Annotated in this window: 16 protein-coding genes and 1 pseudogene; 12 read left to right on the top strand and 5 right to left on the bottom strand. The window is 72.2% G+C overall.

Translation table 11 applies throughout. The features are described from left to right. Window positions 1-164 precede the first annotated feature (164 nt). The 4 genes from D9753_RS12125 to D9753_RS36510 all read left to right on the top strand — a co-directional run bounded on the left by D9753_RS12125 (window position 165) and on the right by D9753_RS36510 (window position 1,702). A complete protein-coding gene (locus D9753_RS12125) occupies window positions 165-488 on the top strand; it encodes a hypothetical protein (RefSeq protein ID WP_121787030.1) in 324 nt (107 codons plus the stop codon). Window positions 489-662: 174 nt separating this feature from the next. After that, window positions 663-1,031 carry a WhiB family transcriptional regulator gene (locus D9753_RS12120; protein ID WP_121787029.1) on the top strand — a complete coding sequence of 123 codons (369 nt, stop codon included), beginning with the start codon at window positions 663-665 and terminating at the stop codon, window positions 1,029-1,031. Next, on the top strand, window positions 1,028-1,351 hold the full coding sequence (locus D9753_RS12115; RefSeq protein ID WP_121787028.1) for a hypothetical protein: 324 nt from the start codon (window positions 1,028-1,030) through the stop codon (window positions 1,349-1,351). The genes D9753_RS12120 and D9753_RS12115 overlap by 4 nt, the downstream gene beginning before the upstream one ends. Window positions 1,352-1,489: 138 nt before the next feature. Next, the gene (locus D9753_RS36510; protein ID WP_163010546.1) at window positions 1,490-1,702 is read left to right on the top strand and encodes a hypothetical protein; all 213 of its coding nucleotides are present in this window, start codon (window positions 1,490-1,492) and stop codon (window positions 1,700-1,702) included. Window positions 1,703-1,908: 206 nt separating this feature from the next. On the opposite strand, the gene D9753_RS12110 is transcribed toward D9753_RS36510, so the two are convergent. Together D9753_RS12110 and D9753_RS12105 are read right to left on the bottom strand one after the other, a co-directional pair. After that, window positions 1,909-3,279, bottom strand: a complete 1,371-nt coding sequence (locus D9753_RS12110) for an ABC1 kinase family protein (RefSeq protein WP_121787027.1) — start codon at window positions 3,277-3,279, stop codon at window positions 1,909-1,911. Next, window positions 3,272-4,485, bottom strand: a pseudogene (locus D9753_RS12105) (TOMM precursor leader peptide-binding protein). The gene D9753_RS12110 and the pseudogene D9753_RS12105 overlap by 8 nt, the downstream one beginning before the upstream one ends. A 332-nt stretch (window positions 4,486-4,817) precedes the next feature. On the opposite strand from D9753_RS12105, the gene D9753_RS12100 reads away from it, so the two are divergent. The 4 genes from D9753_RS12100 to D9753_RS12085 all read left to right on the top strand — a co-directional run bounded on the left by D9753_RS12100 (window position 4,818) and on the right by D9753_RS12085 (window position 8,718). Continuing rightward, a complete protein-coding gene (locus tag D9753_RS12100; RefSeq protein ID WP_121787026.1) occupies window positions 4,818-5,423 on the top strand; it encodes a M48 metallopeptidase family protein in 606 nt (201 codons plus the stop codon). A 136-nt stretch (window positions 5,424-5,559) separates the two neighbouring features. Beyond that, window positions 5,560-7,251 (top strand): TerD family protein, encoded by a 1,692-nt coding sequence (locus tag D9753_RS12095; protein ID WP_121787025.1) that lies wholly within the window; start codon window positions 5,560-5,562, stop codon window positions 7,249-7,251. Window positions 7,252-7,262: 11 nt separating this feature from the next. After that, window positions 7,263-7,943, top strand: coding sequence for an AIM24 family protein (locus tag D9753_RS12090; RefSeq protein ID WP_121787024.1), 681 nt, complete (start codon window positions 7,263-7,265; stop codon window positions 7,941-7,943). A gap of 19 nt (window positions 7,944-7,962) precedes the next feature. Next, entirely contained in the window at window positions 7,963-8,718 is a 756-nt protein-coding gene (locus tag D9753_RS12085; protein ID WP_121787023.1) for an AIM24 family protein, read from the top strand. A gap of 51 nt (window positions 8,719-8,769) precedes the next feature. Here D9753_RS12085 and D9753_RS12080 read toward each other — a convergent pair whose 3' ends face one another. Together D9753_RS12080 and D9753_RS12075 are read right to left on the bottom strand one after the other, a co-directional pair. Continuing rightward, complete coding sequence (locus D9753_RS12080) at window positions 8,770-9,291, bottom strand: NUDIX hydrolase (RefSeq protein WP_121787022.1); 522 nt, start codon at window positions 9,289-9,291, stop codon at window positions 8,770-8,772. Then, window positions 9,288-10,757, bottom strand: a complete 1,470-nt coding sequence (locus D9753_RS12075) for a zinc-dependent metalloprotease (protein ID WP_121787021.1) — start codon at window positions 10,755-10,757, stop codon at window positions 9,288-9,290. The genes D9753_RS12080 and D9753_RS12075 overlap by 4 nt, the downstream gene beginning before the upstream one ends. Window positions 10,758-10,946: 189 nt before the next feature. Here D9753_RS12075 and D9753_RS12070 point away from each other — a divergent pair, with 189 nt between their 5' ends. The 4 genes from D9753_RS12070 to D9753_RS12060 all read left to right on the top strand — a co-directional run bounded on the left by D9753_RS12070 (window position 10,947) and on the right by D9753_RS12060 (window position 14,131). Continuing rightward, on the top strand, window positions 10,947-12,059 hold the full coding sequence (locus D9753_RS12070; RefSeq protein WP_121787020.1) for an SDR family oxidoreductase: 1,113 nt from the start codon (window positions 10,947-10,949) through the stop codon (window positions 12,057-12,059). Window positions 12,060-12,198: 139 nt separating this feature from the next. Then, window positions 12,199-12,660 (top strand): molybdenum cofactor biosynthesis protein MoaE, encoded by a 462-nt coding sequence (locus D9753_RS12065; RefSeq protein ID WP_121787019.1) that lies wholly within the window; start codon window positions 12,199-12,201, stop codon window positions 12,658-12,660. A gap of 149 nt (window positions 12,661-12,809) precedes the next feature. Beyond that, window positions 12,810-12,977, top strand: a complete 168-nt coding sequence (locus D9753_RS36505; protein ID WP_163010683.1) for a hypothetical protein — start codon at window positions 12,810-12,812, stop codon at window positions 12,975-12,977. Between the two features lie 56 nt (window positions 12,978-13,033). Then, entirely contained in the window at window positions 13,034-14,131 is a 1,098-nt protein-coding gene (locus tag D9753_RS12060; RefSeq protein ID WP_205614129.1) for a YlbL family protein, read from the top strand. Window positions 14,132-14,200: 69 nt separating this feature from the next. On the opposite strand, the gene D9753_RS12055 is transcribed toward D9753_RS12060, so the two are convergent. Further along, a complete protein-coding gene (locus D9753_RS12055) occupies window positions 14,201-14,743 on the bottom strand; it encodes a PPA1309 family protein (RefSeq protein WP_163010682.1) in 543 nt (180 codons plus the stop codon). Window positions 14,744-14,844 lie beyond the last annotated feature (101 nt).

Raw genomic sequence — 14,844 nt, 5'->3', positions numbered from 1 at the left:
GCGAACTCGTCGGAAAAATAGTTTGCACATGCCCCGGCAATCCCCATAGGTTCTAGGCACGGAAACCGCGGCCTTTTCGAAGGCGCCGGCTCCGTGCTGTACTTGCATACCCCAACGGACTGGTTCATCCCAGTCCCAGAGACGCCGAGAGGAGGCGAGTCGAAGTGATCAGCATCAACATCAGCACCACCGTCAGCGCGGCCAAACTGACCGATCGCTCGGCCGTCTCCACGTGCATGCTCGGCGCCTCGGACCAGGGCACCGGTCTGTCCGGCATCCGTGCCGCGCGTCCGGCGTCCTCCTCTGCCCTCACGGGACTTCCCGTCCGTGAGCGCAATGAGCGACCGACCAAGGCACTGGAAGCGGTAACGGCACAGGCGCATGCCTATGCCTTTGCGGCGGCCGGTGCCGGACTGCGGAAGCAGACGAAGCAGTACCACCTGATGTGGGCCTTCCGTGGGCCAGAACCCTGGAGTGATCCAGCCTGATCGTCGATCAGGCCGGCGCCTTCAGGGCCGCGGAACCCCATCAGGGATCCGCGGCCCTTCTGTTTGCCCCGAACGGGGAGGACGGAGCGAAGGGGCCTCGGGGCAAGGAAAGAACCCGGTACCCAGCCGACACCCGGTCAACAGGCCGGACCGACCAGACGAGGAAGACCAATCGTGCAACTCGAAGCGCACGCCCCGTCCGTACCGCCTTCGCAAACGATCCCCCCGCCCGGCCTCACGGAGGACTCCGCCTTGATCCCCCTCACCGCGCTCACCGCGCTCGACGACGCCATCGAGAACCTCGGCGTACCCGTTCCCTGCCGTTCGTACGACCCGGAGGTCTTCTTCGCCGAGTCGCCGGCCGATGTCGAGTACGCCAAGTCCCTCTGCCGCACCTGCCCGCTGATGGAGGCCTGCCTCGCCGGCGCCAAGGAGCGGCGTGAGCCCTGGGGCGTCTGGGGTGGCGAGCTGTTCGTCCAGGGCGTCGTCGTCGCCCGGAAGCGCCCGCGTGGCCGCCCGCGGAAGAACCCGGTCACAGCATGAACATCGCAGGAACGATCGACCGTCCCCTCACGCACGACCCCAAGAAGCAGGCCCCGATGAAGCCGTCCACCAGCGAGCGCACAGGCTCCGCGACCCCAGACTTCACCACCACCGGCGCGACCGAAGCGCGCCAGAACAGGAACCGCGAGATGCAACTCATGCAAGAAGCCCTGGCTCGTGCGCATATGCACGAGCGGCTTCATGACGCCGCACAGGAACGCCGGGCCATCCGCCTGGCCACCGCCAGGCGGATGCAGCGCCGGGCCGAGCGCGCCTCGATGCGCGCCCGCCGCGCGCTCGCCATGGCCGTCATGCAGTAACGAGCACAGCTCCAGAAGCGGCGGCCTCCCGGTGCGGGGAGGCGAAGCCTTCCCGCGGGGGCCGGTCCGGCCGAACGGACCGGCCCCCGCGGTGCGCTCCGCACGGCGTCGTCCCGGTAGCGGGGTTATCGTCGCCGGGTGACGAGTCTTCCCGGAGCAAGTGATCAGGGCGGCTCCATCGCGGAGCGCAGCCCCCTCGTGTGCGCCCGCTGCGGCATCCCGTCCGACGGCCCCCAGCCGGCGACCTGGACCTGCTCCGTGGAGAACGGCGTCCGGCAGTACTTCTGCGACGCCTGCTCCCGCGAGAACCTGCGGGCCATCGAGGGACGGCTGGACTCGGCCTGGTGGTGACCAGACGCGCAGGAGCCGTACGGGCGCGCGCGGGAGCCGTACGGGGGTGAGCATGCCGGCGCCGACGAGACCGACCACACTCGTCGGCCCGGCCGAGCCCCGCCACGCCCGGCCCGACCCAGCCCCTGCCCCGACGCCGTGTGACGGGGTGCGTCAGCGCGGGACCGGGGTCCGGGGGTTCGTGCCGAGGCCGATGGGCTCGGGGCTCACGCCCCGGCTGCCGGCTTCTCCTCCTCGGACGGGTCGTCGGCCACGAAGCCCGGCAGCCACTCCACCAGTTCCTGCCGCAGCCGTACCGTGGCGCCCAGTTGGCACAGCACGCCGATCGTGCTCAGGGTCACCCGGTGTATCAGCAGATAGGCCGGCGGCAGGTTGAGCTGCTTGCCGAGCTGGTAGGCCGGGGAGCGCGGGTCGGCGATGCGCGCGGCCTGGCCGCGCATCCACGAGCGGGTGAAGGTGAACGCATCGACCCGGGCCGGTTCGATGATCGGCAGCAGGTAGTCGAGGACCGCGTCGGGGTCCAGGTCTATGGTCTCCTTCACGAACCCTTCCGCGCGCAGCAGTTCGTAGACCGACTCGGCGTCGCCGTCCAGCGTGAACCGCAACGAGACCCCGATCGTCAGCGGCAGACCACCGGGGAGCCGGTCGACCGTGCCGAAGTCCAGGACCCCGAGGCGCCAGTCGTCCTCGCCTGCGGGGCCGCCGGGCAGCAGCCGGAAGTTGCCGGGGTGCGGGTCGGCGTGCAGCAGCCCGGTGCGGGCCGGACCGGAGAACAGGAAGCGGGCCAGGAGCTGGCCGGCCCGGTCGCGCTGCTCCGGGGTGCCGTCCGTGATGATCTCCGACAGGGGGATGCCGTCGATCCACTCGGTCACCAGGACCTGCTCGCACTGGTGCACCACCGCAGGGACCACCACGTCCGGGTCGTCCGCGAACTCCTCGGCGTGCGCGGTCTGGGCCTGGGCCTCCAGCCCGTAGTCCAGTTCCTCGGAGACGCGGTCCCTCAGCTCCGCGATCAGCGGCTTGATGTCCATGCCCGGGATGAGCGGGCCCAGCAGCCGGGCGAAACGGCTGAGCTGCCCCAGGTCGGACAGCAGGGCCTCGCCGGCGCCGGGGTACTGCACCTTGACCGCGACCTCGCGGCCGTCGTGCCACACCGCCCGGTGCACCTGCCCGATGGACGCCGCGGCGGCGGGCTTGTCCTCGAACTCCTCGAACAGGTCGCGCCAGTCCGGTCCCAGCCGCTCCTGGAGCACCGCGTGCACCGTGCGGGTCGGCATCGGCGGCGCGGCCTCCTGGAGCTTGGTGAGGGCCGTGCGGTAGGGGCCGGCGATCTCCTCGGGCAGCGCCGACTCGAAGACGGACATGGCCTGCCCGAACTTCATGGCGCCGCCCTTCAGCTCACCGAGCACCTTGAAGAGCTGGTCCGCCGTCCGCTGCTGCAGCTCACGGCCGACGATCTCCGCGGACTCGCCCACGATCCGTTTGCCCAGCCCCCAGGTCGCCCGGCCGGCGAAGCCGAGCGGGAGCGCGGCGAGCTTGGCGGTCCGGGTGACCGCCTTGCGGGGAAGATCAGACATGCGCCCTCCAGGTCCCAGTCGGCCGCGCCGCGCCTGCCACGCGTCGGTGTTCCGTCGACGGCCGTTGCACCGCCATTGTCGCGCGTGGTGCCTCGATGGTTGAGGAGTCCTCCCTTTTTGCGCTCTCCGCGGCTCCGCAGCCGCATGCGGAATGTGGCCGCACCGGTCGGGCGTGCCAGTTCAGGCCGGGTACGGAGACCTCCCAGCGGGCTCCCACGCAGGACGGCGACTCCCCGTCGAGGAAGGCCAGGGCGTGCGATGCGGCGAGGCCGGCGACCGTCGTGGCCAGCGCCAGATCACAGGCCCCGACCCGGCGGGCCCTGCCCGAGCGCCACTGGGCGACCAACCGGGGCCAGACGGGGTCCCGGTCCGTGCGGTCCTCGTGCAGACAGCGGGCGCAGCCCGACTCGCCGGGCAGCACGAGCGGACCGACGACGCCCGTGCCCTCCACCACGCCCGCGTACAGATGAGGGGTGCCGGAGGCCATGAGCGGTTCGGCGGTGAACGGGTCCGGTGCGTGCACGGCGACGTCGTCCCTCGGCGCGAGGATCACCAGGGAGAGACCGGGCTCCTCGGCGCCGGACCCTGGGGAGGGAGTACGGCGCGGCGGATGGTCCGGTGCCGCGCGGCGGACGGCGGCGCGCGCCGCCGCGTCCCGGCGGGTGCCGAGCGACTCGGCGGGCAGCCCGCCCGGCGACACGTCCCACGGCTCCACGCGCCCCACGTCCCGCACGTCGACCTCGCCGACGCCGGCCCCCGACAGCACCGACGCCAGCAGGGCGCCGACCCGGCCGGCGCCCCGCACCTGTACCCGCCGGGCCCGCCGGGCGGCGAGACGGGCCAGCGCGCCGCCCGGTTCGGGTGTGGTCAGGGACAGCGAGGCGAGGTCGGGCCGCAGGCGCTCCAGGACGTCCGTCCTCTCCCGCAGGGCGTCCGCTCCGGCCCGCCACCGCGCGCGTCGTCGACGAGGCCCGCGCGGGTCAGCCGCTCCACCAGCGCGTCGACATGGCCGTCCGGCACGTCCATGCGTCGGCCCTCCTCGCGCAGCAGTGGCAGGCCCCGGGTGCCGTCGAGCAGTTCCAGGAAGCTGCCCGTCGCCGTGGCCACCGGGCCGAGCGTCAGCGCGTGCGCCGGGGTCATCCCGAACTGCACCGTGTTGAGATCACGCCAGCCGCGCCGCAGCGCGGGCTTCATCACCGGATGCATGCCCGGCCCCCCGTTCCCGTTCTGACACCCACGGGACTTCCGCGGTGTCCGTCCTGCCGGCGGAACCGGTCGCGCTCCGCCGACGCCTGTCAGCATGCCCGGCCCGGCGCACCGGGCGCCGACGGTTGTCCACAGGCCGAGGAGTTCGTCGTACAAATCAGGAACATGCCAACAGGCTGGGACGAGCGGCACGTCCGGCAGCCGGCCGAACCGGTGCGAGCCGGACCGGCGGACCGGCGGACCGGTCGTACGAATCAAACACATGGTGGGGATCGGCAGCGAACCGTCCCGGAGCCGGGACTTTGCCCCTGTGCACCGGGTAACGTCGGGGCGTGTCCGCCGACCCCCTGCACACCGCCGGAACGCCACCGCGCAGCACGACGAGCCAGCCGCCCGGTGGCCCGGGGGCGAACGCGATCGAGGTCCGCAGGAGTGCCCGGCGCCGCCGGACCGTCTCCGCGTACCGCGAGGGCGATCGGACCATCGTGCTGATCCCCGCCCGGATGTCGAAGGCGGAGGAGCAGCGCTGGGTGACCGTCATGCTCGACAAACTCGCTGCTCAGGAAAGCAAGCGGGTGTTCGGCGACGCCGAGCTGGGCGAGCGTGCGGAACGGCTGTCGGCCCAGTTCTTCGCCGGCCGCGCCCGGCCCGCCTCCGTGCGCTGGGTCACCAACCAGAACACCCGCTGGGGCTCGTGCACCCCCGCCGAGGGCAGTATCCGGCTCTCGCACCGCTTGCAGGGGATGCCGGACTACGTCGTCGACTACGTGCTCTGCCACGAGCTGGCGCACCTGCTCGTCCCCGGTCACGGGCCCGACTTCTGGCGGCTGCTGGAGGCCTATCCGCGTACCGAGCGGGCCCGCGGCTACCTCGAAGGGGTCGTCGCCGCCGGACGGCTGCCGCACGTGCCCGGCGCGCTGGGCGAGCGGGAGGACTGAGCCCGGACGTGTGAGCGGCCGGGCCGCGGTTGTGTACCGGGTTCGTACCGACGACGGCCGCCCGGAGCCGTTGTCGGTCTTTGCCGTTAGCCTGGCGCGACGCACTCACATTCGGGATGGGGGACGGTCGTAACGCATGGCCAGGGAATTCCAACGCGGCCACAAGGCCAGGATCAGTGACCTCACGGCGGGCACCGATCTGTACGTAGGCGTGCAGATCTCCGCCCCGGGGCTGTCCTTCGACATCAGCTGCTTCGGCCTGGACGCCGACGAGCGTCTCTCGGACGACCGGTACTTCGTCTTCTTCAACCAGCCGAAGTCGCCGGAGGAGTCCGTTCAACTGCTGGGCACCCAGGCGGGCGACACGGAGTCGTTCCGGGTCACGCTCGACCGTGTCCCCGCGCACATCCGGAAGCTGTCCTTCACGGCGACCATCGACGGTGCCGGGCAGATGTCGCAGGTCGCGCCCGGTTATCTGCGGATCGTGGCGGGCGGCGAGGAGGTCGCGCGGTACTCCTTCAGCGGCGCGGAGTTCTCCACCGAGCGGGCCGTGATGCTCGGTGACTTCTACTTCAAGGACGGATGGCGGTTCGCCGCCGTCGGGCAGGGCTTCGACGGCGGTCTGGAGGCGCTGCTGAAGAACTTCGGCGGCGAGGTGGCCGAGGAGGAGGCTCCCGCCGCCCCGCAGCAGCCGCAGCCCGGCGCGACCCCCGGTTTCGCCCCGCCCGCCCAGGCCACGGCCCCGCCCGCGTTCGGCGCCCCGGCCGCACCCGCCCCCGGCCAGGCCCCCGCACCGGCCTTCGAGCCCGCCCCGGCGCCCGCCCCGCAGGGCTTCGCCCCACCGCCCGGCCACACTCCGGCACCGGCACCGGCGCCCGCCCCGAACATGCACGGCGCGCCGACGGTCATCGCCCCGATGACCCCGCCCGCCGTCGGCACCGTGCCACCGCCGGCCCCCGCACCCGGACCGGCCCCCGCGTCCTACGGCCAGCCGTCCCAGCAGCCGTCGTACGGCGGCGGGCCCGGCGCGCCGTTGCCCCCGGGCTACGGCGGCCAGCCGGGTCCCCACGCCGGCCGGCCGGCCCCGCCCATGCCGCCCGGCTACGGCCAGGTCCCCGGACAGCAGGCCGCCCCCTACGGAGTGCCGCAGGGCGCCCCCCAGGGCGGCGCCGGGGTGACGGCCGCGCTCCAGGCGTTCAAGGAGACGCCGACCGGGCAGCGCTGGACGCAGCAGAACAAGAAGCTGATCCGCGTCGACCTCGGCATCGGCGGCCAGCCCGTGCTGGCCCGGCAGGGCAGCATGGTGCTCTACCAGGGCAAGGTCGACTTCGGCTACAAGGGCGCCGGTTTCGCCGGGCGGATCGTCGGCAACGCCACCGGCCAGGAGATGCAGTTGATGCGCTGCACCGGCCAGGGCCAGGTGTTCCTCGCCGACAACTCCACCCATCTGCACCCCGTCGAACTGCAGGGCGACGCCATCTGCGTGTCGGCCGAGAACGTCCTCGCCTTCGACGAGAGCCTCCAGTACGAGGTCCGTCGCGTCGAGGGCCACGGCATCCCGGGCGGCGCGCTGTTCACGATGCAGTTCCAGGGCACCGGCACGATCGTCGTCAAGACGCACGGCACGCCCGTGGTGCTGCCGGTCACGCCGACCACCTTCGCCGACTGCAACGCCGTCGTCGCCTGGTCGGCCGCCTCCCAGGTCATCGTCTCCAGCCAGGTCCGGATGCGCCGCAACGCCTACCCGGGCGACACCGGTGAGGGCGTCAACCTCCAGTTCCGGGGCGCGCCCGGCAACTTCATCGTCGTCCAGCCGTACGAGGTCTGAGGGAGCCCGTCATGAACCAGCCGCTCGCGGGCTTCGCCCCCGCACCCGTCACCGCCCGCATGGAGAACCACGGCAGTCACATGCTGAAGGTCGCCCTGCAGACCGGGAACGACCTCCTCGCGCGCGTGGGGTCGATGGTCGCCTACGAGGGGTTCGTCCAGTACGAGCCCAACCCGCCGGCCGTCCGCCAGATCGCCCGTGACTGGGTAACCGGTGAGGGCGCGCCGCTGATGAAGTGCTCCGGCGACGGCCTCCTCTATCTCGCCGACTACGGCGCCGACGTCGTCGTGATCAATCTCAACGGTGACGGCATCTCCGTCAACGCCACCAACCTCCTCGCCTTCGACGCGCACCTCACCTGGGGCGTCGAGCGGGTGAAGGGGCTCGCCAAGTTCGCCGGGCAGGGCCTGTGGAACACCAGGATCTCCGGGCAGGGCTGGGTCGCGCTGACCTCCCGCGGCAAGCCGATCGTCGTGGACTGCGGTGGCGGAGAGGACGAGACGTACGTCGACCCGGACGCGCTCGTCGCCTGGTCGCCGAACCTGAAGGTGAAGGGCAAGCGCAGCTTCAAGGCGCAGTCGCTGATCGGCCGGGGCAGCGGTGAGGCCTATCAGATGGCCTTCTCCGGCCAGGGCATCGTCGTCGTCCAGCCCAGCGAGGACAGCACCGACCGGCTTCGGTTCCGGGGCTGAGGGGGAGTCAGAGAACGCCATGCAGAGTCCGCTTTTCGCGCACAACGATTCCCAGACGCAGGAACGCTGGAGCCTACAGAACACACAGATGCTCCGGCTCACCCTGGAGGGCCACGACGACATCCTCGCCCGCAAGGGCACCATGGTCGCCTACCAGGGCCTGGTCGAGTTCGACGCCGAGTACCGCGCCAACGGCCAGGCACGCGCGCGTGCGTACACCGGCGAGGGCCTGGACCTGATGCGCTGCCACGGGCAGGGCACCGTCTACCTGGCCAACCTCGCCCAACGCGTGCACATCATGGACGTCGAGCAGGACGGGCTGACCGTCGACAGCTCCTACGTCCTCGCCATGGACTCCTCGCTGCACCACGAGGTCATCGCCGTCGACAGCCTCTACGGCATCTCCGGCTCCGGGAAGTACCAGCTCAACATCACCGGGCGCGGCAAGGTGGCCCTGATGACGTCGGGGGCGCCCCTGCTGATGCGGGTCACGCCCGAGACGTACGTCAACTGTGACGCCGACGCGATCGTGGCCTGGTCGACCGGGCTGCGGGTGCAGATGCAGGCCCAGACGCACTCCTCCGGGGTGTGGCGCCGGCGCGGCGGCACGGGTGAGGGCTGGGAGCTGAGCTTCATGGGGTCCGGGTTCGCGCTCGTCCAGCCCAGCGAGTTGCTGCCGCCGCAGAACGCCCAGATCGGACAGGGTCTCGCCGCCCAGTTCGGCATGGGGCAGCAGGGGGCGCGCGGCCAGAACCAGGGGAACGCCTGGAGCTGAGCCGCGACGGGCACGGGGGGCGACCGCCACGGCGGTCACCCCCGCACCACGTCAGAGCCTGGCGCGGGCGGCGTCCAGCAGGCGCACGACCGACTCGTCCGCCACGCCCGCCACCTCGTCGTAGGCGTACCAGCGCAGGTCGAGCGACTCGTCGCTGATCTCGTGCACCGCGCCGGGCGGGGCCAGCACCGCGTACTGCACGTCGAAGTGCCAGTGGCACGGCGCGGGGATCGGATGCCGGTCCAGGCGCACCGGGCCGCCGGGCAGCGGCGTCAGCCCGGCGATGCCGGACTCCTCGGCCGCCTCCCGCAGGGCCGCCTCCCGCAGCGTGGCGTCGCCCGGTTCGCAGTGGCCGCCCATCTGGAGCCACATCCGCAGCTTCCGGTGCAGGGTGAGCAGCACCCGGCCGTGCTCGGAGTCGATCACCAGGGCGCTGGCCGTGACGTGGCCCGCGTGGCAGGCCTTCCACATGCCGTCCGGATGCGCCGCCAGATGCGCCAGATAGGCCTGGCGCAGCTCGGGCTGGCCCTCGTACCCCTTCAGGACGAGGACCGCGTCGTCGTACAGGCTCACTCCGCGTCGTCGCCCTTGCCCTCGTCGCCCTTGCCGTCGTCCTTCGCGTCGTGGTCCTTCTTGCGCAGGTCGGGGCCGGCCGCCGAGCCGTGCGCGGCCTCGCCGAGCATCTTGTCCAGCTCGGAGAAGTCCAGCTGCTCGCGGTGCACGAAGCCGTCCGGGTCGTCCAGGTCGGTCGCGGTCGGCAGCATGTCCGGGTGGGCCCACAGGCCGTCCCGGCCGTCGACCCCGCGCGCGTCCGTGAGCGAGGCCCACAGGCGGGAGGCGTCCCGCAGCCGGCGCGGGCGCAGCTCCAGGCCGATCAGCGTCGCGAACGTCTGCTCCGCCGGACCACCGGTGGCGCGGCGGCGGCGCAGCGTCTCGCGCAGGGCGTCGGCGGACGACAGACGCGGTTTCGCGGCCGCGTGGACCACCGCGTCCACCCAGCCCTCCACGAGCGCCAGAGCGGTCTCCAGACGGGCCAGCGCGGCCTTCTGCTCGGGCGTGTCCTCGGGCTGGAACATGCCCTGCTGGAGCGCGTCCTGCAACTGCTCGGGGTTCTGCGGGTCGAACTGGCCGACCACGTCCTCCAGCTTGGCCGTGTCGACCTTGATCCCGCGCGCGTAGCCGTCGACCGCGCCGAACAGGTGCGAGCGCAGCCACGGCACGTGCGCGAACAGGCGCTGGTGGGCGGCCTCCCGCAGGGCCAGGTACAGCCGCACCTCCTCCTGCGGCACGCCCAGGTCCTTGCCGAACGCCTCCACGTTGGCCGGGAGCAGGGCGGCCCGGCCGGACGGGCCCAGCGGCAGGCCGACGTCGGTCGAACCGACGACCTCGCCCGCGAGCACGCCGACGGCCTGCCCGATCTGCGTGCCGAACATGGCGCCGCCCATCGAGCGCATCATGCCGATCAGCGGGCCCGCCATGGCCTGCATCTCCTCCGGCAGGACGTCGCCCATGGCCGCGCCGACGCGCTCGGCGACCGGGTCCACCAGCTCCTTCCAGGCGGGCAGGGTCGCCTCGACCCACTCCGCGCGCGACCAGGCCACCGCCGAGGCGGAGCCCGACGGCAGGGACGTGGCGTCGTCCAGCCACAGGTCGGCCAGGCGGACGGCTTCCTCGACCGCCCTGCGCTCGGCCGGGCCGACGCTGGCGTCCTTCGTGCCGTCCGGCGTGCCCTGGGAGACCGTCTGGCGGGCGATCTGCTTGGCCATGTCCCAGTTCACCGGGCCGCCCTCGTACGAGAGCATCTGGCCGAGCTGCTGGAAGGCCGCGCCCAGGTCGGTGGGGTTCAGGGAACCGAACATGGCCGCGAGCGGGTTGTCGGCGCCGGGGCCGCCAAAGCCTCCGGCTCCGGGCAGGTCGCCGAAACCGAACGGATTGGCCGGTCCCTGCCCACCACCGCTCTGCTGGTCCTTCTTCTCGCCCTCGTCGCCGTCCTCCGGCTCCTCCGGCGGAAGGCCGAAACCGAATGGGGTGTCACTCACAGGATTCCTCGGCTGGTAAGGCCGCCGGTTTCGCTCCGGCGGCGCGGCTGCCCGACACCACCCAGCGTAGACACCCGAACCCGATCGGGCCTCGGTGCTCGGCCCACGGAAGGCCTGCGGCAGGATGGATGCACCTGGTACGTACGCGTCAGTCGCGCCCGTACTGAAGACAACCGCTGGAGACGCCCGGTGAGTTCCCCAGATCCACAGGTTCGCGCAGCGCGAAACCCCTCAACCCCTCCCGCCGTGCGCGGGCCCGTCGTCGCGGTGACCGGCGCCGCCGGCGGGGTCGGCGCCCTGCTCACCGAGCGGCTCGCCGCGTCCGCGGAGATCAGACAGGTCCTCGCCATCGACGAGCGGCGCGGCGAGTGCGCCGACGCGCAGTGGCACATCCTCGACGTCCGCGATCCCGCGATCGCGGACAAGCTGCGGGGCGCCGACGTGGTCGTCCACCTCGCGCTCGACATCGATCTGGAGACCGATGCGGCGGCGCGCACGGCTTACAACGTCCGGGGGACGCAGACCGTCCTGACCGCCGCCGCGGCGGCCGGGGTGCACCGGGTGGTGCTGTGCACCTCGGCGATGGTCTACGGCGCGCTGCCGGACAACGAGCTGCCGCTGTCGGAGGACGCCGAGCTGCGGGCCACCGCGGAGGCGACCGGGGTCGGGGACCTGCTGGAGATCGAACGGCTGGCCCGGCGTGCTCCGCGCGCGCATCCGGGACTGAACGTCACCGTGGTGCGGCCGGCCGTCCTCGTCGGCGGCACGGACACCGCGCTGACCAGGTATTTCGAGTCGCCGAGGCTGCTCGTCGTCGCCGGGTCGCGGCCCGCGTGGCAGTTCTGCCATGTCGAGGATCTGTGCAGCGCCCTGGAGTACGCCGTCCTGGAGAAGGTCGACGGGGAGCTGGCCGTCGGCTGCGACGGGTGGCTGGAGCAGGAGGAGGTCGAGGAGCTGAGCGGGATCCGGCGGATGGAGCTGCCGTCGGCGGTCGCGCTCGGCGCGGCGGCCCGGCTGCACCGGATCGGACTCACCCCGTCCCCGGCGGGGGACCTGGCGTACACGATGTATCCCTGGGTGGTCAGCGGGAGCCGGCTGCACGACGCCGGGTGGCGGCCGAAATGGAACAACGAGGAGGTGCTCGCGCAGCTCCTGGAGGAGGTGTCCGGGCGGCACACGGTGGCCGGACGGCGGCTGGGGCGCAAGGACGCGACGGCCGCGGGCGCCGCGGGCGCGACGGTGGCCCTGCTCGGCGCGGCGGCTGTCGTACGGCGGGCCCGGAAGGCACGGCGGCGGGTGTGAGCGTGGGGCGAACCGCCCCGCGGACCCCGCCGGAGGGATGCGCCCCCTGAGCACCCTGTAGGAGCATCCAAGGGGCCCGCGCGTGTGACGGGTGAATCTCGCATTCCCCGATGTCCGGTGTGTGCGGCACGATGGGGGCATGGCGCACACGAACGACCATCCCGGTGAGCAGGCCGCCCCGGATCCCATCAGGCTGATCGGCATCCGGGAGACCGCGCTCTCCGTGGACGAGGTCTTCCGGGCCGTCGGGGACGACGCGGCCGGGGGTGTCGCGCTGTTCGTGGGAACCGTGCGCAACCACGACGGCGGCGCCGACGTCGACGCCCTCGGCTACTCGTGCCATCCCAGCGCGGAAGCCGAGATGCGGCGGATCGCCGAGAAGGTCGTCGCCGGCCACCCCGTGCGGGCGCTGGCCGCAGTCCACCGGGTGGGCGACCTCAGGGTCGGGGACCTCGCCGTCGTCGTCGCCGTGGCCTGCCCGCACCGCGCGGAGGCCTTCGACGCCTGCCGGGAGCTGATCGACGACCTCAAGCACGAGGTGCCGATCTGGAAGCACCAGAGTTTCTCGGACGGCACCGAGGAGTGGGTCGGCGCCTGCTGACCCCCGTTCGGCGGCGGCCGGTCCCCCGATCGCCGTCACGTCCGGCGCATCCTGTTGCGTAACCGGCACCCTCGCGTGAGCGTTGTCCCTGCGGATGGTTAATCTGCTGATCAGTCAGTTGCGGACGCTCATGGGTACGGGAGGTCGGCGTGGCGGTCCTTGTCTGGCTGCTGATCCCGCTGGTGGCCGCGGTCGGCGGCGGCCTGTGGGGCAGTTGGGCCAATCGGACGCGCAAGGCGCGCAGTGACGGGCCTGAGCTGGACGGTTACGCTCGGTTCCGCGAGGCGATGGAGCGCTCCCACACGGGCGCGGGCTAGGCGTGACAGGGGTGCCCTGACGGTGCGCTGACAGGGCCGTCCCGTACTGTCGTGCCATGCCACGCCGCACCGCGACGATGCTCGCCTCCACCCTGATGCTGATCGCGCTCCTGTGCGCGGGAGTGCTCATCCCCGTGCCGTACGCGGAGATGTCTCCCGGCCCGACCGTGAACACGCTCGGGGAGCACGACGGCGAGCCGGTGCTCCAGATCTCCGGGCACACGACCTATCCGACGGACGGTCACCTGAACATGACCACCGTCCGGGTCACCAGCGCCGACTTCCGGATGAACCTGGTGGAAGCCGTCCACGGCTGGCTGGCGCGCGACAGCAAGATCGTCCCGCACGACACGCTCTACCCGGACGGCAAGACGGAGGAGCAGTCGACCCAGGAGAACGCCGAGGAGTTCAGCCAGTCCCAGGAGAGCGCCAAGGTGGCCGCTCTGAAGAAGCTGGGCGTCCCGGTGAAGTCCTGGGTGATCGTCTCCACCGTCGTCAAGGGCTCCCCGGCGGAGGGCAGGCTGCACGCCGGTGACGTGATCAAGGCCGTCGACGGCACGGCGGTGAAGCAGCCGGCCGACGTCGCCAAGCTCGTGACCAAGCACAAGCCCGGTCAGGACGTCGTCTTCACCGTCGTCCCGGCCAAGGAGAAGGCCGCCGCGGAGAAGGCGCACAGGACGGCGAGCGGGACGAAGGACGTCTCCCTCACGACCGCGAGCTCCGCAGACGGCGGCGCCAAGCGGGCCATCGTCGGGATCTCCGCCGGGACCGACCACACCTTCCCCTTCACCATCGACATCAAGCTCGCCGACGTCGGCGGCCCGAGTGCCGGACTGATGTTCGCCCTGGGGATCTACGACAAGCTCACCCCGGGCAGCCTCACCGGCGGCACGTTCGTCGCCGGCACCGGCACCATCGACGACAACGGCACGGTCGGTCCGATCGGCGGCGTAGAGATGAAGACCGTCGGCGCGCGCAGCAGGGGCGCGCGGTACTTCCTGACGCCCGCCGACAACTGCGCGGCCGCCGCCAAGGACACCCCGAGCGGGCTCACCCTGGTCAAGGTCAAAACGATCGGGGACGCGCTGGAGGCGCTGAAGGACATCCGAGGCAAGGACACCGCCGCGCTGCCCACGTGCACCAGCAAGGGCTGAGCGGGCCCGGTACGCGGAGGGGGGCACCCGTGAGCACACGGGTGCCCCCCTCGCCGCACCCGCGGGACGTCAGTCCGCGAACGTCGCCGCCAGGGCCTCCGCCAGGCCCGGCACCAGGTCGGGGCCGGTGAGGACCTCCGTCGGGGAGTCCTTCTCGCGCAGACGCAGCGCCGACTCGCGGCTGCCGTCGCGCTGCACCGCCACCGTCATGCGGACCTCCTGACGCTCGGGGTGCTGGGCCACCCACCTGGTCAGCCCGGCCTCGTCCAGACCGGACGGGACCTGGGCCTCGGCGGACGGCGGCAGCATCAGGCGCTCCACCGTGAGCGCGCAGCCGACGACGGCGTCGGGCCAGGCGATGGTGCCGAGGAACTCGTCCAGCGGCTTGCCGGACGGGATCTCGTCCTGCTCGATCGGGGTGAGACCGGTGGTCTGGGGCTCGTCCTGGAGGCCGAGCTGGGCCGCGAGCGCGGGTTCCTGGACCCGCAGTCGTGCGGTGTCGACGAGGGCGAAGAGGCGGGCGGGCTGGTCCCAGCCGAGGCCGGAGGCGTACTCGTCGATCTCGAGTACGGCCCGGGTGAGCGGGCTCGCTGCCATGGGAGTGTTGGACATGGTCACAATCCTCTCTCGTTCCCGGCCGGAATCGGGAACCGAGTAAACCGTGAGTAAGTTGCATAGGTGTGGGCCCACGATCACGGGGGGCCACGGCGGGC

Origin of the sequence: Streptomyces dangxiongensis (assembly GCF_003675325.1) — a bacterium.
Lineage (GTDB): Bacteria > Actinomycetota > Actinomycetes > Streptomycetales > Streptomycetaceae > Streptomyces > Streptomyces dangxiongensis.
The sequence above is the reverse complement of the archived record's forward strand: the minus strand, read 5'-3'. Positions and strand labels throughout refer to the sequence as shown.